General features: G+C 60.3%; 20 protein-coding genes and 1 pseudogene. 13 read left to right on the top strand and 8 right to left on the bottom strand.

Features of this window, described 5'->3' with window-relative positions; all coding sequences use genetic code 11:
* Positions 1–28: 28 nt before the first annotated feature.
* From M5G26_RS23420 to M5G26_RS23480, 13 genes are all read left to right on the top strand, one after another.
* Positions 29–880, top strand: a complete 852-nt coding sequence (locus tag M5G26_RS23420) for an ABC transporter permease (RefSeq protein WP_007949591.1) — start codon at positions 29–31, stop codon at positions 878–880.
* Entirely contained in the window at positions 877–1,707 is an 831-nt protein-coding gene (locus M5G26_RS23425) for a quaternary amine ABC transporter ATP-binding protein (RefSeq protein ID WP_273916599.1), read from the top strand. Before M5G26_RS23420 ends, M5G26_RS23425 begins: the two co-directional genes overlap by 4 nt.
* A 142-nt stretch (positions 1,708–1,849) precedes the next feature.
* A complete protein-coding gene (locus tag M5G26_RS23430; protein ID WP_273916600.1) occupies positions 1,850–3,373 on the top strand; it encodes an HAL/PAL/TAL family ammonia-lyase in 1,524 nt (507 codons plus the stop codon).
* A gap of 116 nt (positions 3,374–3,489) precedes the next feature.
* Positions 3,490–5,022, top strand: coding sequence for a histidine ammonia-lyase (hutH, locus tag M5G26_RS23435; RefSeq protein ID WP_134178407.1), 1,533 nt, complete (start codon positions 3,490–3,492; stop codon positions 5,020–5,022).
* Between the two features lie 471 nt (positions 5,023–5,493).
* Positions 5,494–6,699 (top strand): imidazolonepropionase, encoded by a 1,206-nt coding sequence (hutI, locus tag M5G26_RS23440; RefSeq protein WP_273916601.1) that lies wholly within the window; start codon positions 5,494–5,496, stop codon positions 6,697–6,699.
* A gap of 10 nt (positions 6,700–6,709) precedes the next feature.
* A complete protein-coding gene (gene hutG / locus M5G26_RS23445) occupies positions 6,710–7,513 on the top strand; it encodes an N-formylglutamate deformylase (protein WP_273916602.1) in 804 nt (267 codons plus the stop codon).
* Between the two features lie 246 nt (positions 7,514–7,759).
* On the top strand, positions 7,760–8,731 hold the full coding sequence (pip, locus tag M5G26_RS23450; protein WP_008080611.1) for a prolyl aminopeptidase: 972 nt from the start codon (positions 7,760–7,762) through the stop codon (positions 8,729–8,731).
* The gene (dtd, locus tag M5G26_RS23455) at positions 8,728–9,165 is read left to right on the top strand and encodes a D-aminoacyl-tRNA deacylase (RefSeq protein ID WP_007909321.1); all 438 of its coding nucleotides are present in this window, start codon (positions 8,728–8,730) and stop codon (positions 9,163–9,165) included. The genes pip and dtd overlap by 4 nt, the downstream gene beginning before the upstream one ends.
* 460 nt (positions 9,166–9,625) lie before the next feature.
* The gene (locus tag M5G26_RS23460; RefSeq protein ID WP_401046770.1) at positions 9,626–11,410 is read left to right on the top strand and encodes a glucan biosynthesis protein G; all 1,785 of its coding nucleotides are present in this window, start codon (positions 9,626–9,628) and stop codon (positions 11,408–11,410) included.
* Positions 11,403–13,973 (top strand): glucans biosynthesis glucosyltransferase MdoH, encoded by a 2,571-nt coding sequence (gene mdoH / locus M5G26_RS23465; RefSeq protein ID WP_273916603.1) that lies wholly within the window; start codon positions 11,403–11,405, stop codon positions 13,971–13,973. Before M5G26_RS23460 ends, mdoH begins: the two co-directional genes overlap by 8 nt.
* A 376-nt stretch (positions 13,974–14,349) precedes the next feature.
* Positions 14,350–15,147: a transporter substrate-binding domain-containing protein gene (locus M5G26_RS23470; RefSeq protein ID WP_034152980.1), complete on the top strand. Its 798-nt coding sequence runs from the start codon at positions 14,350–14,352 to the stop codon at positions 15,145–15,147.
* Positions 15,148–15,285: 138 nt separating this feature from the next.
* Complete coding sequence (locus tag M5G26_RS23475; protein ID WP_150692960.1) at positions 15,286–16,245, top strand: amino acid ABC transporter permease; 960 nt, start codon at positions 15,286–15,288, stop codon at positions 16,243–16,245.
* A complete protein-coding gene (locus M5G26_RS23480) occupies positions 16,238–16,972 on the top strand; it encodes an amino acid ABC transporter ATP-binding protein (RefSeq protein ID WP_134178400.1) in 735 nt (244 codons plus the stop codon). The genes M5G26_RS23475 and M5G26_RS23480 overlap by 8 nt, the downstream gene beginning before the upstream one ends.
* A 155-nt stretch (positions 16,973–17,127) precedes the next feature.
* Here M5G26_RS23480 and M5G26_RS29615 read toward each other — a convergent pair whose 3' ends face one another.
* From M5G26_RS29615 to hisI, 8 genes and pseudogenes are all read right to left on the bottom strand, one after another.
* Positions 17,128–18,000 carry a methyl-accepting chemotaxis protein gene (locus tag M5G26_RS29615; protein WP_435038515.1) on the bottom strand — a complete coding sequence of 291 codons (873 nt, stop codon included), beginning with the start codon at positions 17,998–18,000 and terminating at the stop codon, positions 17,128–17,130.
* Positions 17,983–19,044 (bottom strand): annotated as a pseudogene (locus M5G26_RS29620) (methyl-accepting chemotaxis protein); the annotation flags it as partial. The gene M5G26_RS29615 and the pseudogene M5G26_RS29620, both read right to left, overlap by 18 nt.
* A gap of 203 nt (positions 19,045–19,247) precedes the next feature.
* Complete coding sequence (locus tag M5G26_RS23490) at positions 19,248–19,955, bottom strand: 16S rRNA (uracil(1498)-N(3))-methyltransferase (RefSeq protein WP_186613011.1); 708 nt, start codon at positions 19,953–19,955, stop codon at positions 19,248–19,250.
* Positions 19,952–20,743 carry a twin-arginine translocase subunit TatC gene (gene tatC / locus M5G26_RS23495; protein ID WP_007909342.1) on the bottom strand — a complete coding sequence of 264 codons (792 nt, stop codon included), beginning with the start codon at positions 20,741–20,743 and terminating at the stop codon, positions 19,952–19,954. The genes M5G26_RS23490 and tatC overlap by 4 nt, the downstream gene beginning before the upstream one ends.
* Positions 20,740–21,204, bottom strand: a complete 465-nt coding sequence (tatB, locus tag M5G26_RS23500; protein WP_273916605.1) for a Sec-independent protein translocase protein TatB — start codon at positions 21,202–21,204, stop codon at positions 20,740–20,742. Before tatB ends, tatC begins: the two co-directional genes overlap by 4 nt.
* Before the next feature lie 10 nt (positions 21,205–21,214).
* Positions 21,215–21,496 carry a twin-arginine translocase TatA/TatE family subunit gene (locus M5G26_RS23505; RefSeq protein ID WP_003220847.1) on the bottom strand — a complete coding sequence of 94 codons (282 nt, stop codon included), beginning with the start codon at positions 21,494–21,496 and terminating at the stop codon, positions 21,215–21,217.
* Between the two features lie 25 nt (positions 21,497–21,521).
* Entirely contained in the window at positions 21,522–21,854 is a 333-nt protein-coding gene (locus M5G26_RS23510; RefSeq protein ID WP_003220849.1) for a phosphoribosyl-ATP diphosphatase, read from the bottom strand.
* Positions 21,847–22,248, bottom strand: a complete 402-nt coding sequence (gene hisI, locus M5G26_RS23515; protein WP_007909357.1) for a phosphoribosyl-AMP cyclohydrolase — start codon at positions 22,246–22,248, stop codon at positions 21,847–21,849. The genes M5G26_RS23510 and hisI overlap by 8 nt, the downstream gene beginning before the upstream one ends.
* Between the last annotated feature and the right edge of the window lie 82 nt (positions 22,249–22,330).

A 22,330-nucleotide genomic window follows, 5' to 3' on the forward strand; every position in this document is an offset into this window, starting at 1 on the left:
GATTGAGATTTCTGATTGAGAGCCGCTTATGTTTCCCGAAAGCTTTACCTTTTCCATCGCCGACTGGGTCAACGGTTGGGTCGATTCGCTGGTCACCAACTACGGTGATGTGTTCCGCCACATCTCCGACACCCTGCTCTGGGCCATCGTCAACCTCGAAGGCCTGCTGCGTGCGGCGCCGTGGTGGTTGATGCTGGCCATCGTTGGTGTGGTTGCCTGGCATGCCACGCGCAAAGTCGTGACCACGGCAGTCATCGTCGGTCTGCTGTTCCTCGTCGGCGCCGTTGGCTTGTGGGACAAGCTTATGCAGACGCTGGCGCTGATGATGGTCGCGACGATCATTTCGGTGCTGATCGGCATTCCGCTGGGGATTCTCTCGGCGCGCAGCAATCGCCTGCGTTCGGTGCTGATGCCGCTGCTCGACATCATGCAGACCATGCCGAGTTTCGTGTACTTGATCCCGGTGTTGATGCTGTTCGGTCTGGGCAAGGTGCCGGCGATTTTCGCCACGGTGATCTACGCCGCACCGCCGCTGATTCGCCTGACCGATCTGGGTATTCGCCAGGTCGACGGCGAAGTGATGGAAGCGATCAACGCGTTCGGCGCCAACCGCTGGCAGCAACTGTTCGGCGTGCAACTGCCGCTGGCCCTGCCGAGCATCATGGCCGGGATCAACCAGACCACCATGATGGCCCTGTCGATGGTGGTGATCGCCTCGATGATCGGTGCCCGTGGCCTGGGTGAAGATGTGCTGGTGGGGATTCAGACCCTCAACGTCGGGCGCGGCCTCGAAGCCGGTCTGGCGATCGTGATTCTCGCAGTGGTCATCGACCGCATTACTCAGGCGTACGGTCGGCCACGGCATGAGGTGAGCAAATGAACAATGCAACCGTGAGCAAGATCGAAGTCAAAAACGTCTTCAAGATTTTCGGCAACCGCGCCAAGGATGCACTGGCCATGGTCGGTCAGGGCAAGACCAAGGATCAGGTGCTGAGCGAAACCGGTTGCGTGGTCGGCGTCAACGACCTGTCGCTGAGCATCGGCACCGGCGAGATCTTCGTGATCATGGGCCTGTCGGGCTCCGGCAAGTCGACGCTGGTGCGCCACTTCAATCGCCTGATCGACCCGACCAGCGGCGCGATCCTCGTCGACGGCGTGGACATCCTGCAATACGACATGGATGCCCTGCGCGAATTTCGTCGACACAAGATCAGCATGGTGTTCCAGAGCTTCGGCCTGCTGCCGCACAAGACCGTGCTCGATAACGTCGCCTACGGCCTGAAAGTGCGTGGCGAGAGCAAGCAAATGTGCTCGGAACGCGCGCTGCACTGGATCAACACCGTGGGCCTCAAAGGCTACGAAAACAAATACCCGCACCAGCTTTCCGGCGGCATGCGCCAGCGTGTCGGTTTGGCCCGCGCCTTGGCGGCGGACACCGACATCATCCTCATGGACGAAGCGTTCAGTGCGCTGGACCCGCTGATCCGCGCGGAGATGCAGGACCAGTTGCTGGAGCTGCAAAAGACCCTGCACAAGACCATCGTGTTTATCACCCACGACCTTGATGAGGCGGTGCGCATTGGTAACCGCATTGCGATTCTCAAGGATGGGAAGTTGATTCAGGTTGGTACGCCGAGAGAGATCCTGCATTCGCCAGCGGATGAGTATGTCGACCGGTTCGTGCAGCGGCGGGCGGCGGTGGTCTGACGCTCGTTCCCACGCTCTGCGTGGGAATGCATCCCGTGACGCTCCGCGTCACCCTGCACAGAGCAGAAGTCGGGACGCGGAGCGTCCCAGGCGGCATTCCCACGCAGAGCGTGGGAACGATCTTGTTCAAGAGGTTTTTTAGATGTCCCAGGCTGAAAAAATCGTTATCACAGGCAGCCCTCTGCGTTGGCAGGACGTGGTCGCCGTCGCCCGTCACGGCGCTCGACTCGAGCTGTCGAGCGACACCTGGGCGCGCATCGAAAACGCCCAAGGCATCGTCCAGCGTATCGTCGAAAGCGGCGAGCGCGCCTATGGCGTCAACACCGGCCTGGGCGGTTTGTCCAACGTCTCGCTGCAAGACGAACAGCTCAGCCAGTTGTCGCGCAACACCTTGCTCAGCCACGCCTGCGGCGTCGGCCCGGTGCTCGCCGATGAGCAGACCCGCGCGATCATCTGCGCGGCGATTCACAACTACAGTCACGGCAAATCCGGGATCCACCGCCGCGTGGTTGAAGGCCTGCTGGCACTGCTCAATCGCGGCATCACCCCGCAGGTTCCGTCGCAAGGCTCGGTCGGTTACCTGACCCACATGGCGCACATCGGCATCGCGTTGCTCGGCGTCGGTAATGTCCGCTATCGCGGGCAGATCACCTCGGCGCAACAGGCGCTGGCCGAAGAAGGTCTGCAAGCGGTGCAACTCGGCGCGAAGGACGGTTTGTGCCTGGTCAACGGCACGCCGTGCATGACCGGCCTCAGCTGTCTTGCGATTGCCGACGCAACGCGGTTGGTGCAATGGGCCGACGTCATCGGCGCAATGAGTTTCGAAGCCCAGCGCGGCCAGATCGATGCGTTCGACGCAGAGATCATCGCGCTGAAGCCGCACCCGGGCATGCAGCAGGTCGGCATCAATCTGCGTGCGTTGCTCGATGGCAGCGAAGTGATCGCCTCGAGCAAAGGCATTCGCACTCAGGATGCGCTGAGCATTCGTTCGATTCCGCAGGTGCATGGCGCCGCGCGCGATCAACTGGAGCATGCGATCAAACAGGTCGAGGCCGAGCTCAACGGCTGCACCGACAACCCACTGTTGCTCGGCACGCCGGACAACTTCCGGGTGATGTCGCAAGCCAACCCGCACGGCCAGTCGGTGGCAATGGCAGCCGATTTGCTGGCGATTGCCATGGCCGAAATCGGCTCGATTGCCGAGCGTCGCCTCGACCGTTTGGTGAACCCGCACGTCAGCGGTCTGCCGGCGTTTCTGGTGGCCAATCCGGGGGTGAACTCCGGGATGATGATCGTGCAATACGTCGCCGCATCGCTGTGTGCGGAAAACCGCCAATTGGCGCAACCGGCGGTACTCGATAACTACATCACTTCGGGCCTGCAGGAAGATCACTTGAGCATGGGCACCAACGCCGCGCTCAAGCTGCATCGCGCGCTGGAAAACTGCACGCAGATTCTCGCCATCGAGTACCTGCTGGCAGCGCAGGCGTTTGAGTTCCTCAAGGAACAGCGCTTTGGCGTGGGCACCGATATCGCTTGGCGACTGCTGCGCGAAAAAGTCCCGGCCTACGATCAGGATCGCTGGCTGGCGCCGGACATCGCTGCCGCTGCGAGCTTGTTGAAAAACCCGAATCTGCCGCACAACGTGTTACCGAATTTGCACTGACCAATACCCACGCCAGCGTGCCAAGGCGCGACTCCCCAAAAGGCGAGACGCGACGGACAACGGACATCTCCGGAGCGTCTGGCGAGTTAATAACAAACTCTCAAAAGGAGCACAAAATGACTGCGCTGAACCTGATTCCCGGCCAACTGAGCCTGGCCCAACTGCGTGACGTCTACCAGAACCCGGTCAAGCTGACGCTCGACAACAGCGCCTCGGCGCAGATCGAAGCCAGCGTTGCCTGCGTCGAGCAGATCCTCGCCGAGAATCGCACCGCTTACGGCATCAACACCGGTTTCGGCCTGCTGGCCTCGACGCGCATCGCCAGTGAAGACCTGGAAAACCTCCAGCGTTCGCTGGTGCTGTCCCATGCCGCAGGTGTTGGCCAGCCGATCAGCGATGAACTGGTGCGGCTGATCATGGTGCTCAAGGTCAACAGCCTCAGCCGTGGTTTCTCCGGCATTCGCCGCGTGGTGATCGATGCGCTGATCGCGCTGATCAATGCCGAGGTTTATCCGCATATTCCGCTGAAAGGTTCGGTAGGTGCATCGGGTGACCTCGCGCCATTGGCGCACATGTCGCTGGTGCTGCTGGGTGAAGGCAAGGCGCGCTACAAGGGTGAGTGGATGGAAGCCACCGAAGCGCTGAAAGTGGCTGGCCTGACGCCGCTGACGCTGGCGGCGAAAGAAGGTCTGGCGCTGCTCAACGGTACTCAGGTTTCCACCGCGTTCGCCCTGCGTGGTCTGTTTGAAGGTGAAGACTTGTTTGCCGGTGCCTTGGCGTTGGGCGGTCTGACGGTTGAAGCCGTTTTGGGTTCGCGTTCGCCGTTCGATGCACGCATTCACGCGGCTCGCGGCCAGAAAGGGCAGATCGACGCGGCGGCTGCCTATCGTGATCTGCTCGGTGAGCGCAGCGAAGTCTCTGACTCGCACCAGAACTGCGAAAAGGTTCAGGATCCGTATTCGCTGCGTTGCCAGCCGCAAGTCATGGGCGCTTGCCTGACGCAGTTTCGTCAGGCTGCTGAAGTGCTGGCGGTTGAAGCCAACGCCGTTTCCGACAATCCGCTGGTGTTTGCCGCTGAGGGCGATGTGATTTCCGGCGGCAACTTCCACGCCGAACCGGTGGCCATGGCTGCTGACAACATGGCCCTGGCCATCGCCGAAATCGGCTCGCTGAGCGAACGCCGCATTTCGCTGATGATGGACAAGCACATGTCGCAACTGCCGCCGTTCCTCGTCGCCAATGGCGGGGTGAACTCCGGGTTCATGATTGCTCAAGTGACGGCAGCGGCATTGGCCAGCGAGAACAAGGCGTTGTCGCATCCGCATTCGGTGGACAGCCTGCCAACTTCGGCCAACCAGGAAGACCACGTTTCCATGGCGCCTGCTGCGGGCAAGCGTCTTTGGGAAATGGCTGAAAACACCCGTGGGATTCTTGCGGTGGAATGGCTGGCGGCGGTGCAGGGGCTGGATCTGCGTAACGGTCTGAAGACCTCGGCGAAGCTGGAACAGGCGCGGGCGATTTTGCGTAAGGAAGTGCCGTTTTATGAGAAGGACCGGTTTTTTGCGCCGGATATCAATGCGGCGACTGAATTGCTGGCTTCGCGGTGTTTGACTGAGCTGGTTTCGGCGAAATTGCTGCCTAGTTTGTAAGTGTGTTTTCAGGGGGAGTTTTGTTGTTAGTGAAATCGATCCCCCTCACCCCAGCCCTCTCCCCCAGGGGGGAGAGGGGGAAGGGAGCCGATCTTCATGGTTTTCAAAGCCTGAGTTCGGTTCGAGATTTTCAGGTCGCTGTACCTCGACATAACAACCCGGTCAGTCCTTCTTCTCCGGGAGTGAGAGGGGGAAAAGAGCAGATCCTCGTGGTTTTCAGAGCCTGAGTTTGGCTCAAGATTTTCAGGTCGCTGTACCTCGACAGAACAACGGTCAGTCCTTTTTCGTCTATGAGAGAGAGGGAAAAGGAAGTCGATCTCGGTGAGCTTCAAGGCCTGAGTTCGGCTCAAGACTTTCAGGTCGGCGTACCTCGACAGAACAACCCGGTCAGTCCCCTCTCCCTCCGGGAGAGGGCTAGGGTGAGGGGCTTTTCAAGGCTGCCCACCAAACCAACCCCAACGGAGGCCAACAGTGAAAACCCTCTGGCAACACTGCCACGTCGCAACCATGGCGCAGGGCGTCTACTCGATCATCGAGGATGCGGCCATCGTGACGTCCGGTGCGCTCATCGAGTGGATCGGCCCGCGCAATCAATTGCCGTCCGGCGAATACCCGGCGGTCAATGACTTGCAAGGCGCGTGGGTCACCCCCGGCCTGATCGACTGCCACACCCACACGGTGTTCGGCGGCAACCGCAGCGGCGAATTCGAAAAGCGTCTGCAAGGCGTCAGCTATGCGGAAATCGCAGCGTCCGGCGGCGGCATCGCCAGCACCGTGCGCGCGACGCGCGAAGCGACTGAAGACGAACTGTTCGCCAGCGCCGCCAAACGCCTGAAAAGCCTGATGCGCGACGGCGTGACCACGGTCGAAATGAAGTCCGGTTACGGTCTCGATCTGGTCAACGAACGCAAAATCCTCCGCGTCATCCGTCGCCTGGAAAAAGAGCTGCCGATCAGCGTACGCAGCACCTGCTTGGCCGCCCACGCGTTGCCACCGGAATACAAAGATCGCGCCGACGACTACATCGATCTGATCTGCAGCGAAATGCTGCCCGCACTGGCTGCCGAAGGTCTGGTCGATGCCGTGGATGCGTTCTGCGAATACCTGGCGTTCTCCCCTGAGCAAGTCGAACGCGTGTTTATCGCCGCACAAAAACTCGGCCTGCCAGTGAAACTGCATGCCGAACAATTGTCGTCGCTGCATGGCTCCAGCCTCGCCGCGCGCTATAAGGCGTTGTCCGCCGATCATCTGGAATTCATGGACGAGGCCGACGCCATCGCCATGGCAGCATCCCACACCGTCGCGGTGCTGCTGCCGGGCGCGTTCTATTTCCTGCGTGAAACCCAGTTGCCACCGATGGACGCCCTGCGCAAACACAAAGTGAAAATCGCCATCGCCAGCGACCTCAACCCCGGCACCTCGCCGGCGCTGTCATTGCGGCTGATGTTGAACATGGCCTGCACCTGTTTCCGCATGACCCCGGAAGAAGCCCTGGCCGGCGCGACGATTCACGCTGCGCAAGCGCTGGGCATGGTGGATACCCACGGATCGCTGGAAGTCGGCAAGGTCGCGGATTTCGTCGCCTGGCACATCGATCGTCCGGCGGATCTGGCCTATTGGCTCGGTGGTGATCTGGATAAACGCGTCGTGCGTCACGGCGTCGAATCAAATCTGTAGGAGGGCGGTTGTGGATAAGGTTCTGAACTTCAAACAAGGCCGCGTGCCGCTGCTGATCAGCATGCCGCATGCTGGTGTGCGGTTGACGCCTGCGGTCGAGGCCGGGTTGATCGCCGATGCGAAAAGCCTGCCGGATACCGACTGGCATATTCCGCAGCTCTACGACTTCGCCGAAGACCTGGGCGCGAGCACGTTGGCTGCCGAGTACTCGCGGTTCGTCATCGACTTGAACCGTCCGTCCGACGACAAACCGTTGTACGCAGGGGCAACCACCGGACTGTATCCGGCGACGCTGTTCGATGGCATTCCGTTGTTCCGCGAAGGTCTCGAACCGTCGAAAGAAGAGCGTGCGACTTATCTGGAGCAGATCTGGACGCCATACCACCGCACGCTTCAGGAAGAGCTGGCACGGCTGAAGGCCGAATTCGGTTACGCGCTGCTGTTCGATGCGCATTCGATCCGCTCGATCATCCCGCACCTGTTCGACGGCAAACTGCCGGACTTCAACCTTGGCACCTTCAATGGCGCCAGTTGTGATCCGCAATTGGCCACGCAACTGGAAGCGATCTGCGCGCGCCACGCTGATTACAGCCACGTGCTCAACGGCCGCTTCAAGGGCGGCCACATCACCCGCCATTACGGCAACCCGGCCGAGAACATCCACGCGGTGCAACTGGAGTTGTGCCAGAGCACCTACATGGAAGAGTTCGAACCGTTCCGCTACCGCGCGGATCTGGCCGAACCGACGCAAGTCGTGCTCAAGGAACTGCTACAAGGCTATCTGGCCTGGGCAAAGTCTCACTACACCGGCTGATCCAACCCTGTAGGAGCTGCCGAAGGCTGCGATCTTTTGATCCTCTTTTGATTCTGAAAAGCAAAGTCAAAAGATCGCAGCCTTCGGCAGCTCCTACAAAGGAGCAAGTTTGATCGTTCCCACGCAGAGCGTGGGAACGATCAGGCCCCGGAGCATGCTCATTGACGTAAATCGGGTTTATGATGCCCAACGGCAGAATAATAGAAGTCCCCCCAGGGATGACCTCGACCCCTTACGGAGCGCGCAATGCAGACTTTGTTTCCGCAGATCAAACCTCACGCCCGGCACGATCTGGCTGTCGATGACACCCATACGCTGTACGTCGACGAAAGCGGTTCACCGGAGGGTTTGCCGGTGGTGTTCATCCACGGCGGGCCCGGCGCCGGTTGCGACGCACAGAGCCGCCGCTATTTCGATCCGAACCTGTATCGCATTGTCACCTTCGACCAGCGCGGTTGCGGGCGCTCCACGCCGCACGCCAGCCTGGAAAACAACACCACTTGGGATCTGGTAGCCGACCTTGAGCGCATCCGCAAACACCTGGGCATCGACAAATGGGTGTTGTTCGGCGGCTCGTGGGGTTCGACCCTGGCGCTGGCCTATGCGCAAACCCACCCTGAGCGTGTGCACGGTCTGATCCTGCGCGGGATCTTTCTCTGCCGTCCGCAGGAAATCGAGTGGTTCTATCAGGCGGGTGCCAGTCGTCTGTTCCCCGATTACTGGCAGGATTACATTGCGCCAATCCCGCTGGACGAACGCGACGATCTGCTCAGCGCATTCCACAAGCGTCTGACCGGCAACGACCAGATTGCGCAGATGCACGCGGCCAAAGCCTGGTCGACCTGGGAAGGGCGCACCGCGACCCTGCGGCCGAACCCGCTGGTGGTCGATCGCTTCTCCGAGCCGCAGCGCGCACTGTCGATCGCGCGAATCGAATGCCACTACTTCACCAACAACGCTTTCCTTGAGCCGAACCAACTGATTCGCGACATGGGCAAGATCGCCCATTTGCCCGGCGTAATCATTCACGGTCGCTACGACGTGATCTGCCCGCTCGACAACGCCTGGGAATTGCATCAAGCCTGGCCGAACAGCGAACTGCAGGTGATCCGCGATGCCGGCCACGCGGCCTCTGAACCGGGCATCACCGATGCGCTGGTGCGTGCGGCGGGCAACATGGCCCGGCGCCTGCTCGACCTGCCGCCCGAAGAAGCATGAAGGGGCTTTTACAGCGCGTTCGCGGTGCGCGGGTTGAAGTGGCTGGCGAAGTAGTTGGCGCGGTAGATCACGGTTTGCTGGTGCTGGTGGCGGTCGAACCCGACGACACGCGTACCAGCGCCGACAAACTTCTGCATAAGCTGCTTAACTATCGGGTATTCAGTGATGCGGAGGGCAAGATGAACTTGTCCCTCGCCGATGTCGGTGGCGGGTTGCTGCTGGTCTCGCAGTTCACCCTGGCGGCCGACACCAAAAGCGGGTTGCGCCCGAGCTTTTCGACGGCGGCGCCTCCGGCCTTGGGCGAGGAATTGTTCGACTATCTATTAAGCAGTGCGAAACAGGTGCATGGCACTGTGGCATCAGGTAGATTCGGCGCCGATATGCAGGTGCATTTGGTCAACGATGGCCCGGTTACCTTTTTGTTACAGACCTGAAAGCGCTTGAAACACCTTTTTGGGAAATTTCGACTGTTTTTAGGGTGTTTTCGCGATAAATACTTTGTTACCCCTGATGCGTTGTCATGCGGGCTACTAGATAATCGCGCGCACTGGGATCAGCGTTCGCTGATCCATTTTCACTTAGGTAGAGACTTGTCCGGATCCGATTGGGGAATCATTTTGCCCCAGCGGAGTCGGAACAATGCTCGCCAACCTGGTATGAGCGGTCTGTACGGCCATTTTTGCCAGCATTATTTCGAGGGCCAGGGAGTCAGAGACAAGGCGCTGCGACGACTCATAGCTTGCTATGGGGAGGAGCAGCAACGCAGTATCTGATTTCCTGGAACCGAAATAAGCTGACAAAAATGGCCACACAGACGGCTTGCTGGCCGTTGGTTTTTTGATCTGTTTTCGGCGAGGGTTGCTCGTGATTGTTAGTCCCTGTAATGCAGCAAAAATGTCTGCCAAACGCATGCGAAGTGCCCTGGTAGCGGGTTCGGCGCTCCTGTGCCTGCTCAGCGCCGGCCAGCTTTGGGCGTTCAATCTTGACGATGTATCGGCGAAGGCTAAAGAACTGGCCGGGCAGAAGTTCGAAGCCCCGCGCAGCAACCTGCCGAACGAATTCCGCGACATGAAGTTCGCGGACTATCAGAAAATCCGCTTCCTCACCGAAAAGGCTGAGTGGGCTGATCAGAAGACCCCGTTCAAACTATCCTTCTATCACCAGGGTATGCATTTCGATACACCGGTGAAAATCAACGAAATCACAGCGAACACCGTCGAAGAGATCAAATACGATCCGACGCGCTTCGATTTCGGCGACCTGAAATTCGATCCGAAAGCCACCGAACAACTGGGTTATGCCGGTTTCCGTGTGCTGTACCCGATCAACAAGGCCGATAAGCAAGACGAAATCATGACCATGCTCGGCGCGAGTTACTTCCGCGTTGTCGGCAAGGGCCACACCTACGGCCTCTCGGCGCGTGGTCTGGCGATTGATACCGCGCTGCCGTCGGGTGAGGAATTCCCGCGTTTCCGCGAGTTCTGGATTCAACAGCCGAAGCCGGGCGACAAGCACCTGGTGATCTTCGCCTTGCTGGATTCGCCACGCGCTACCGGTGCCTACCGCCTGATCCTGCGTCCGGGCAGCGACACCATTGTCGACGTCAAGGCGCAGATGTTCCTGCGTGACAAGGTCGGCAAACTGGGCATCGCACCGCTGACCAGCATGTTCCTGTTCGGCGCCAACCAGCCGTCGAAAGTTCTCAACTACCGTCGTGAATTGCACGACTCCAGCGGTCTGTCGATCCATGCCGGTAACGGCGAGTGGATCTGGCGCCCACTGAACAACCCGAAACACCTGGCCGTGAGCAACTTCAGCATCGAGAACCCGCGTGGTTTCGGTCTGCTGCAACGTGGCCGTGACTTCAGCCACTACGAAGACCTCGACGACCGCTACGACAAGCGCCCAAGCGCCTGGATCGAGCCGAAGGGCGAGTGGGGCAAGGGCACCGTTGATCTGGTAGAAATTCCGACTGCCGACGAAACCAACGACAACATCGTTGCGTTCTGGAGCCCGGAAAAAATGCCGGAGCCGGGTCAGCCGCTGGAATTCGCTTACCGCATGCACTGGACCATGGACGAAGCGGCGATTCACGCGCCGGACAGCGCCTGGGTTTCGCAGACTCTGCGTTCGACCGGTGACGTCAAGCAATCGAACCTGATCCGTCAGCCGGATGGTAGCGTTGCCTACCTGGTCGACTTCGAAGGTCCATCGCTGGCCGCCCTGGCACCGGATGCCGACGTGCGTAGTCAGGTCAGTGTCGGCGACAACGCCGAACTGGTTGAGAACAGCGTGCGCTACAACCCGGAAACCAAAGGCTGGCGCTTGACCTTGCGCATGAAGATCAAGGACGCGAGCAAGTCGACCGAGATGCGTGCCGCGCTGGTGCAGCCAATCGTCACGGCTGATCTGGCCAAGTCTTCGGTGCCGGCGTCCAACTCGTCCGTTGCCAAGGCCGACAAGGTTGCCGCCAAGCAACAAGAGAAAATCGACAAGGAAGCCAAAGCCGCCGAGGCCAAACAGGCCGACGCCAAGCCAGCTGCAGATGCCAAGGACAAGGCCAACAAAGACGCCAAGCAGCCTGTTGCTGCCGACGCGGCCCCAGCCACACCGGAATCGGCACCGACTGAAGAAGTCCTGACCGAGACCTGGAGCTATCAGTTGCCTGCCGATGAGTAACTCTCAAGTACAGCCAGAGACTCTGTCCGAGTATCTGGCGCATCTGCCGATGACCGACGAGCAGCGCGCGGAACTCGCGGGCTGCCAGTCGTTCAGCGAGCTGCATGAACGCCTGTCGTCTTCAACGTTCGACGCTCCTGCCGAGGCCGCCCAGGCTTCGGTGGGCAAGCGCCTGACCCTGAGCACCGCCGAAGAACTTGAAGACGCGGAGATGCTGGTGCTCGACGCCAGCGGTCGCGTCAGCATGAAGGCCACGCCGCCGATCCGCCGGACCAAGGTCGTGCCGGAGCCATGGCGCACCAATATTCTGGTGCGTGGCTGGCGTCGTATGACCGGTCCCACCAACCCGCCGCAACCGCCGAAAGACGAAAATGTCTTGCCGGCCGCTCGCTGGCGCACCGTCGGTTCGATCCGCCGCTACATTCTGTTGCTGCTGATGCTTGGCCAGACCATCGTCGCCGGCTGGTACATGAAAGGCATCATGCCGTACCAGGGCTGGTCGTTCGTTGATCTGGAAGAAGTCCTGCACCAGCCGCTGCTGCAAACCGCTACGCAAGTGCTGCCGTATGCGCTGCAAACCAGCATCCTGATTCTGTTCGGGATTCTGTTCTGCTGGGTGTCGGCCGGTTTCTGGACGGCGCTGATGGGCTTCCTCGAGTTGCTCACCGGTCACGATAAATATCGCATCTCCGGCAAAAGTGCCGGCAACGAGCCGATTGCCAAAGACGCGCGTACCGCGCTGGTGATGCCGATCTGCAACGAAGACGTGCCGCGCGTGTTCGCCGGTCTGCGGGCGACGTTCGAATCGGTCGCTGCCACCGGTGATCTGGACCGCTTCGACTTTTTTGTCCTCAGCGACAGTAACGACACCGACATCTGCGTGGCCGAACAACAAGCCTGGCTGGATGTCTGCCGCGAAGCCAAGGGCTTCGGCAAGATCTTCTATCGCCGTCGCCGTCGTCGTGTGAAACGCAAGAGCGGCAACCTCGACGACTTCTGCCGTCGTTGGGGCGGTGACTATAAGTACATGGTCGTGCTCGACGCTGACTCGGTGATGAGCGGCGAGTGCCTGACCAGTCTGGTGCGCTTGATGGAAGCCACGCCGGACGCCGGGATCATCCAGACCGCGCCGCGTGCGTCGGGCATGGACACCCTGTATGCGCGCATGCAGCAGTTTGCGACCCGTGTTTACGGCCCGCTGTTTACCGCCGGTCTGCACTTCTGGCAGTTGGGTGAATCCCACTACTGGGGTCACAACGCGATCATCCGCATGAAGCCGTTTATCGACCACTGCGCCTTGGCGCCGTTACCGGGTAAAGGCGCGTTCTCGGGTGCGATTCTGTCCCATGACTTCGTTGAAGCCGCGTTGATGCGCCGTGCCGGTTGGGGCGTGTGGATTGCCTACGACTTGCCGGGCAGCTACGAAGAACTGCCGCCGAACCTGCTCGACGAACTCAAGCGTGACCGTCGCTGGTGCCACGGCAACCTGATGAACTTCCGTCTGTTCCTGGTCAAAGGCATGCACCCGGTGCACCGTGCGGTGTTCCTGACCGGCGTGATGTCGTACCTGTCGGCGCCGTTGTGGTTCTTCTTCCTGGTGTTGTCGACCGCGCTGCTGGCGGTGAACACGCTGATGGAGCCGCAGTACTTCCTTGAACCGCGCCAGCTCTATCCGCTGTGGCCACAATGGCACCCGGACAAGGCGATCGCGCTGTTCTCGACGACCATCGTGCTGCTGTTCCTGCCGAAACTGTTGAGCATCATCCTGATCTGGGCCAAGGGCGCGAAAGAGTTCGGCGGCAAGTTCAAAGTGACCCTGTCGATGCTGCTGGAGATGTTGTTCTCCATGCTGCTGGCGCCGGTGCGAATGATTTTCCACACCCGTTTCGTCCTCGCCGCGTTCCTCGGCTGGGCGGCGACCTGGAACTCGCCGCAGCGTGACGACGACTCGACGCCATGGAGCGAGGCGGTCAAACGCCACGGTCCGCAGACCCTGTTGGGCTTCTGCTGGGCGCTGCTGGTGATCTGGCTGAACCCGAGCTTCCTCTGGTGGCTGGTGCCGATCGTCGGTTCGCTGATGCTGTCGATCCCGGTGTCGGTGATTTCCAGCCGCGTTGGTCTGGGCCTGAAGTCCCGTGACGAGAGCCTGTTCCTCATTCCTGAGGAATACAATCCGCCACAGGCGCTGCTGGCGACCGATCAGTACACCCACGAAAACCGTTACCACGCCCTCAACGACGGCTTTGTCCGCGCGGTGGTCGATCCACAGCAGAACGCTTTGGCGTGCTCGCTGGCGACCTCCCGTCACGGTCAGGCCGAGCCGATCGAGTGGTTGCGTCAGGAACGTGTGCGTCACGCGATCAAGGTTGGCCCGGCCGGGCTGAACAATCATGATCGTCTGCAACTGCTGAGCGACCCTGTTGCTCTGGCACGTCTGCATGAGCAGGTTTGGGCCGAAGGTCATGCTGAGTGGCTGGATGCCTGGCGGGCTTCGGTGAAAGCCGATCCGCATGCGCCGCTGCTGCCGTTGCGACCGGTGAGCCTGCAGGCGCAACCGGCCTGATAAAGAAACCCCGCGATGTTGCGGGGTTTTTTTTGGTCTGCTGAAAAGCCCCTCACCCTAGCCCTCTCCCAGAGGGAGAGGGGACCGATTGGGGGATGCTTCAGAGGTACGCCGACCTGATCCTGCTTTGCCGAATCAATAATCGACTCGATCTTTCAGGTCGGCGTATAGCTTGAGACACCTCGGTCGGCCCCCTCTCCCTCTGGGAGAGGGCTGGGGTGAGGGTCGGCTCTTGATTGTTAAACAAATCGTCCATTAAACCTTGTGCAAAAAAACGAGTGCGTTAGCATCCGTCCCCGAATTGGCGCACCCGGGCTTTTTTGCCCGTCACTGTTGGTTTTCGCGCCGCACACGCAATGGTTTTGGGGGCTTGAAGATGAAGAAGTATCTGTCGATGCTGCTGGTCGGCGTCACGGCACTGGTTGCAGTCAATGCGGCGCAGGCTGGCGCAATCGATGACGCGGTCAAGCGCGGCACGTTGAAAGTCGGTATGGATCCGACCTACATGCCGTTTGAAATGACCAACAAACGCGGCGAAATCATCGGTTTCGAAGTCGACATCCTCAAAGCCATGTCCAAGGCCATGGGCGTCAAGCTGGAGCTGGTTTCCACCGGTTACGACGGCATCATCCCGGCGTTGATGACTGACAAGTTCGACATGATCGGCAGCGGCATGACCCTGACTCAGGAACGCAACCTGCGCCTGAACTTCAGCGAACCGTTCATCGTTGTCGGCCAGACCCTGCTGATCCGCAAGGAACTGGAAGGCACCATCAAGTCCTACAAAGACCTGAACACCGCCGACTACCGCATCACCTCCAAGCTCGGCACCACCGGCGAAATGGTCGCCAAGAAGCTGATCTCCAAAGCCAAATACCACGGCTACGACAACGAGCAGGAAGCCGTGCTCGACGTGGTCAACGGCAAGGCTGACGCCTTCATCTACGACGCGCCGTACAACGTGGTTGCAGTGACCAAGGTCGGCGCCGGCAAACTGGTGTTCCTCGACAAGCCGTTCACCTACGAGCCACTGGCTTTCGGTCTGAAGAAGGGTGACTACGACAGCCTCAACTTCATCAACAACTTCCTGCACCAGATCCACGAAGACGGCACCTATGATCGCATCCATGACAAGTGGTTCAAGAGCACCGAGTGGCTCAAGGACATGGAATAACGCGCATCTGCTGATCGTTCCCACGCTCTGCGTGGGAACGCATCCTGTGACGCTCCGCGTCACGAACAGGCAGGGACGCAGAGCGTCCCGAGCGGCATTCCCACGCAGAGCGTGGGAACGATCATCCGAGAACCCGCAATGAAACAGAAAAAAGCCCAATGGCCCTGGCACGTCCTCACCGTGCTGGTGCTGGTCGGCCTGGCCGGCGCGTTGTATTACGCGACGTCGCTGATGTCCTACGAATGGCGCTGGAACCGCGTGCCGCAGTACTTCGCCTATCAGGCGGAAGAAACCCAGCGTGCCACCGACATCTCCACTGTCACCGAACTTGTGCGCAAGGGCAGCAGCGCGCAAGTCACCCTGCGCAATGACGCCGGTGACGAGCAGCACCTGACCGTCGACGAGAACAGCCTGCAATTCGCTCAGGGCGACGATGTGGCCGAAGGCGACGCCGTGGGTGTTACCCGGCATTGGGCGGCAGGACCGCTGTTGTGGGGCCTGTGGACGACGCTTTGGCTGTCAGTGGTCTCTGGGGTACTCGGTCTGTTGATTGGTCTGGTTACCGGCCTCTGCCGTCTGTCCAGCAACCCGACCCTGCGCGACCTCTCGACCATTTACGTCGAACTGGTGCGCGGTACGCCGCTGCTGGTGCAGATTTTCATTTTCTATTTCTTCATCGGCACGGTGATGAACCTGTCCCGCGAATTCGCCGGGATCGCCGCGCTGTCGCTGTTCACTGGCGCCTACGTGGCCGAGATCATCCGTTCCGGCGTGCAATCGATTGCCCGTGGCCAGAACGAAGCGGCGCGTTCGCTCGGTCTGAGTGCCGGTCAATCGATGCGTCACGTGGTGCTGCCGCAAGCGTTCAAACGCGTGCTGCCGCCGCTGGCCGGGCAGTTCATCAGCTTGGTGAAAGACACCTCGCTGGTGTCGGTGATCGCCATCACCGAGCTGCTGAAAAGCGGCCGTGAAGTCATCACCACGTCGTTCTCGCCGTTCGAGATTCTGTTCTGCGTTGCCGGCCTGTACCTGTTGATCAACCTGCCGCTGTCGAAAATCGCCAGCCGGCTTGAGCGGAGGCTCGCGCAAAGTGATTGAAGTCCGCGATCTGGTAAAAGTCTTCGACACCCGTGGGCAAGTGGTGCGCGCGGTGGATAACGTCAGCACCACGGTGGCCAAGGGCGAAGTGCTGGTGGTGATCGGGCCGTCGGGTTCCGGCAAATCGACCTTCCTGCGCTGCCTCAATGGTCTGGAAGAGTTCGACTCCGGTTCGGTGAGCATCGACGGCCTGCAACTGGCCGACCCGAAAACCGACGTCAACGCCTACCGCCGCGAAGTCGGCATGGTCTTTCAGCATTTCAACCTGTTCCCGCACATGACCGTGCTGGAAAACCTCTGTCTGGCGCAGAAAGTCGTGCGCAAGCGCGGCAAGAAAGAGCGCGAGGCCAAGGCGATGGAGTTGCTGAATAAGGTTGGTATCGCGCAAAAAGCCAACGAGTTTCCGTCACGTCTGTCCGGCGGTCAGCAACAGCGCGTGGCGATCGCCCGGGCGCTGGCGATGGAGCCGAAGGTGATGTTGTTCGATGAGCCAACCTCGGCCCTCGACCCGGAGATGGTCGGTGAGGTGCTGGACGTGATGAAGAACCTGGCCGTGGAAGGCATGACCATGGTCTGCGTGACCCACGAGATGGGCTTTGCCCGGGAAGTGGCGGATCGGGTGTTGTTTTTCGATCACGGCAAATTGCTGGAAGATGCGTCGCCGGCGGCGTTCTTTGATGCGCCGAAGGATCCGCGTGCTCAGGCGTTCTTGCGTCAGGTTCTGTAACTGCGGCGTTCTCTCGGCCGCCATCGCTGGCAAGCCAGCTCCCACAGGGTTTGTAGTCGATCACAAAGTCTGTGTTCAACCCATTCACTGTGGGAGCTGGCTTGCCAGCGATAGCATCACTTCGGTTCACAGCGAACCGAGGTGGATGAATCACCTCAAACCTTGAAGCGCCCCACCAGCATCTGCAGGTGGTTGCCAAGGCGCGCCAGCTCAACGCTGGAAGCCGCGGTCTCTTCACTCGCCGCCGAGGTCTGATCCGACACATCCCGTACATTCAGCACGCTACGGTTGATCTCTTCCGCCACCGCGCTCTGCTGCTCGGCCGCCGCCGCAATCTGCTGGTTCATCGCTTGAATCGCCGACACGGTGCGCGTAATGCTTTCCAGCGAACCGCCCGCGCGACGGGTCAGCTCAACGCTGCTGTCGGTGAGGGTGCGGCTGTTGTCCATGATCGTTGCCACTTGCTGAGTGCCGTTCTGCAGGCCGACGATCAGCTCTTCGATCTCTTCGGTGGACTTCTGCGTGCGCTGGGCGAGGCTGCGCACTTCATCGGCAACCACGGCAAAACCTCGCCCGGCCTCACCGGCACGCGCCGCTTCGATGGCCGCGTTGAGGGCCAGCAGGTTGGTTTGCTGAGCGACCGACTTGATCACGTCGAGGACGCTGCCGATCTTGTCGCTTTCGCGCTTCAATTCGCCCATGGCTTCGGTGGAGTGGCCGACTTCAACGGCTAGGCGTTCGATCTGAGCGATCGCTTCGCCGACGACTTTGTCGCCTTCGCGCGCCTGTTGGTCAGCGGCGACGGCGGCTTCGGAAGCTTCTTCGGCGTTACGCGCGACTTCCTGCACGGTGGCGGCCATTTCGTTCATGGCGGTGGCGACCTGATCGGTCTCGATCTTCTGATTGTTGACCCCGGCGCTGGTCTGCTCGGTCACCGCTGATAGCTCTTCGGCGGCGCTGGCGATCTGGGTGACACCATCGCTGATTCCGCCGACCAGTTCACGCAGGCCTTGGGTCATGCTCTGCATCGAGCGTTGCAGTTGGCCGAGTTCGTCGCGACGCAGGGAAACCAGGTTGTGGGTCAGGTCGCCAGCGGCCACGCGCTCGGCGACTTTCAGGGTCTGGTTCAGCGGGATGATGATCTGGCGAGTGATCGCCCAAGCGGCCAGCAGGCCGAAGGCAACGGCGAGCAGGGTGGCGATGATCAGCATGTTTTTGGCGTGCGCGGCATCGGTATCGCGCACCACGGTCTGCGATTCGGTGAGTTTCTTGCTGACGTCGATGAGGATGTCGCCCTGAGTCGACATGCGCGCGGCGGCCTTGGCGTTGTTGACCTGGGAGTCGCGGAACTGTGCAACTGCCGCGCGATAGGCTTTGATCGAGTCGGTGGCTTGTTTTAGGTTGGCAATGTGCTGTTCCGGCAGTTTTGCCGGCAGGCTGTCGAGGTTTTTCAGGGCGTTGTCGATGGCGTCGAGCGCCGGTTGCTCGGCTTCGGCCTTGCCGCTGTAGGTGTAGCCACGCACCTGATAACGAGCTTGCTGCAAGAGTTTGCTCAGCTCGATCACGCTGTTGAATTGCGCGACGCTATCACCCGCCAGCATGGATTTTTCCACTTCCGCGACTTTCGCCACGGCGTTGTCGGCACTCGCGCCAAGCTTGCTGCGGGCATCTTCGCGCTGCACGGTGGCTTGGGTCATGTCGGCAAAGGCACGTTTGTACTCGGCGACGGCGGCCAGCTGTTGATCGACCATCGCCGCATCGGCCGGCTGTTCAATCAGGCTGCGAGCGGTTTGCAGGCCGCTGTCGAGTTTGTTCAGCAGATCGGTGACCGCGCCCGGACCTTGTTCGCCACGGCGTGCTTCGTAGTCCAGACGCGCCAGGCGCAGGTCCTTGGTCAGCTCATTGAGGCTGGAGATAAAACCGAGTTTGTCACCGCGGCTGATGATGCCGCTCATGCCGGTCCAGCCGGTGAAGGTGATCAACAGTGTCAGCAACAGCACCAGGCCGAAACCGATGCCCAGCTTGCGTTTGACGCTGACGTTTCCAAGACTCTCGGCTAACCAACGGTACATGCGACCACTCCCTTCGGACCACTAATTGGACTTATGGAGAGGGTATCGGCCGAGTGATAGCGATCTGTAACACCATTTATCCGCCGGAACCGCACGGTATCAATGTAGGAGCTGCCGTAGGCTGCGATCTTTTGATCTTGCTTCTAAAAACAACATCAAAAGATCGCAGCCTGCGGCAGCTCCTACAGGGGAGCGGTGTTTGGTTAGAAGAGGCGGGCGAGCAGTGCGGTGACGGCGGTTTCGACGCGCAGGATGCGTTCGCCGAGTTGCACCGGTTGCAGGCCGGACTTGGCCAGCAGATCGATTTCGTAGGGGATCCAGCCGCCTTCAGGGCCGATGGCCAGTGTCACCGGTTCGCTGAGCGCGCGCGGGCACGGCGGGTAGTTGCCGGGATGGCCGACCAGACCGAGGGTGCCTTCGGTAATCGCCGGCAGCCGATCTTCAACAAACGGCTTGAAGCGCTTCTCGATGATGATCTCCGGCAGCACGGTATCGCGGGCTTGTTCGAGGCCGAGGATCAAGTTTTCGCGAATCGCCTCAGGCTCAAGAAACGGTGTCTGCCAGAAGCTTTTTTCGACCCGATAGCTGTTGACCAGAATCACCTTGGACACGCCCATGGTCGCCACGGTCTGAAACACTCGGCGGAGCATTTTCGGCCGCGGCAGCGCCAGCACGAGAGTCAGCGGCAGTTTGGCCGGTGGCGGCTGATCGAGAGTGACGCGCAGCTCAGCTTCGCCTGTTTCCAGTCGCAGCAACTCAGCCGAACCCATCAGCCCGTTGATGCGCCCGACGCGCAGGCTGTCACCGACTTCCGAACGGTGAACTTCCTGCATATGGGTCAGGCGGCGATCACGCAGCACCACGCGGTCGGCCGCAATGAAATCGGCCTCTTCGAGCAACAGCAGGTTCATGCCTGGGTCGCTGGCGGCTGGTCGTTGTGGTCGTCGGCCGGGTTCTCGTCCGGGCGTTCGCGCTTGCTGATCAGGCCACCGAACAGGATGCCGATTTCGAACAGCATCCACATCGGCACGGCCAGCAGGGTCTGCGAGAAGATGTCCGGCGGCGTCAGGATCATGCCGACCACGAAGCAGCCGATGATCACGTATGGGCGGATCTTCTTCAGGTAGGCCACGTCGACCACGCCGATCCACACCAGCAGCACAACAGCTACCGGGATCTCGAACGCCACGCCGAAGGCGAAGAACAGCGTCATGACGAAATCAAGGTAACTGGCGATGTCGGTCATCATTTCCACGCCAGCCGGAGTGGCTGCGGCGAAGAATTTGAAGATCAGCGGGAACACGAAGTAATAGGCGAACGCCATGCCGGTATAGAACAGCAGAATGCTCGACACCAGCAGCGGCACCGCGATGCGTTTCTCATGCTTGTACAGGCCCGGCGCGATAAAGCCCCAGATCTGATGCAGGATCACCGGGATCGCGAGAAACAGCGAGACCATCATCGTCAGCTTCAGCGGCGTCAGGAACGGCGACGACACGTCGGTGGCGATCATCGTCGCGCCGACCGGCAGGTACTGGCGCAGCGGCGTCGAGACGAAGGTGTAGATCTGCTGGGTGAAGGCGAACAGCCCGGCGAAGATGATGAAGATCGCCGCCACACAACGCAGCAGGCGGGTGCGCAACTCGGTGAGGTGCGAAACCAGCGGCATGTGCTGGTCGTTTTCGGGGAGATCGCTCATGGGGCTCGCGGCGGCAGAGTAGGGTCGTGAGGCGCTGGTGTGATCGGCGCGGCGTTTGGCGCAACGTGTTCAACCGAGGTTTCTACGGCTGCCGGTTCTGTCGGCGCTACAACGGCAGCAGTTGCAGGTGCAGGTGTCGGAGCAGGCGCGACGGGTGCAGTCGGCGCATGAATCGTCTGCTGACCTACATGCTCAACCGGCGCTGGCTCTTGCTGAACCGGGCTGAAAATCTTCCGCGCCTCCTGCTCCAGCGACAGAATGTGCTCGTTGTGCAGTTGCCGACGAATCTCGTCGGCACCGATTTCACGTTCAACTTCCTGTTTGATCGCGTTGAAGCTGCGCTTCAGCCGACCGACCCACAGGCCGGCGGTGCGCGCAGCGCCCGGCAGACGCTCGGGGCCCAGCACCAGCAGGGCGACGAGGCCGACGAGCAGCAGTTCAGAGAAGCTGATACCAAACATTAGTCAGTGCTCACACGTCTTTGCGGATCGGCTCTTCGACTTTCTGCGCCTGCACGTCGATGGTGTGCGGCGGGTTGGCCTGAGCGGTGGCTTGCGGCTGCACCGGTGGCACCGGCTGCGCAGGCGTCACGGTTGGATCGGCAGCCGGTTTTTCATCGTCGTTCATGGCTTTGCGGAAGCCCTTGATCGACTCACCGACGTCGGTGCCGAGGTTTTTCAGTTTCTTGGTGCCGAACACCAGCACCACGACAACCAGAATGACGATCCAGTGTTTCCAGTCAAAAATGCCCATGTTGCTGTTCCTCTCTAAAAATTGTTCAGGCGGACGGACGCGAGGCTTTCTCGACGTGTCCGGACAGGCCGAAGCGACGGTCAAGTTCATCCAGCACGGCCTGCGGATGCTGCCCCAGTTGGGCGAGCATGACCATGCTGTGGAACCACAGGTCGGCGGTCTCGTAGATCACGTCGCTGCAGTCGCCACTGATCGCGGCGTCCTTGGCGGCAATAATGGTTTCGACCGACTCTTCGCCGACTTTCTCCAGAATCTTGTTCAAACCCTTGTGATACAGACTAGCCACATAGGAGCTGTCGGCGGCTGCGCCTTTGCGCTCTTCAAGTACCTGAGCGAGGCGGGTCAGGGTGTCACTCATGTTTGTGTCCTGCGGAATAGATTGCGTGCGGGTCTTTCAGCACCGGATCGACGGTTTTCCAGTCGCCGTTTTCGAAGACACGATAAAAGCAGCTTTGACGGCCGGTATGGCAAGCGATGTCGCCGATCTGTTCAACCATCAGGATGATCACGTCGGCGTCACAGTCCAGACGCATCTCATGCAAGGTCTGCACATGGCCGGACTCTTCGCCCTTGCGCCACAGCTTGCCACGGGAACGTGACCAGTAGATTGCACGGTTTTCCGCAGCGGTCAGTTCGAGCGCTTCGCGGTTCATCCAGGCCATCATCAGCACGCGTCCGGTCTTGTGATCCTGGGCAATCGCCGGCACCAGGCCATCAGCGTCCCACTTGATCTCGTCCAGCCAGTTTTTCATCTTCAATTCCCGAAACGCAGCTACAAGCTTTGAGCTTCAAGCTGCAAGTAAAAGCAGATTGCGGTGTTCCAGTATCGTCAGG

Origin of the sequence: Pseudomonas sp. TNT2022 ID642 (assembly GCF_028656995.1) — a bacterium.
Taxonomy (GTDB): Bacteria; Pseudomonadota; Gammaproteobacteria; order Pseudomonadales; family Pseudomonadaceae; genus Aquipseudomonas.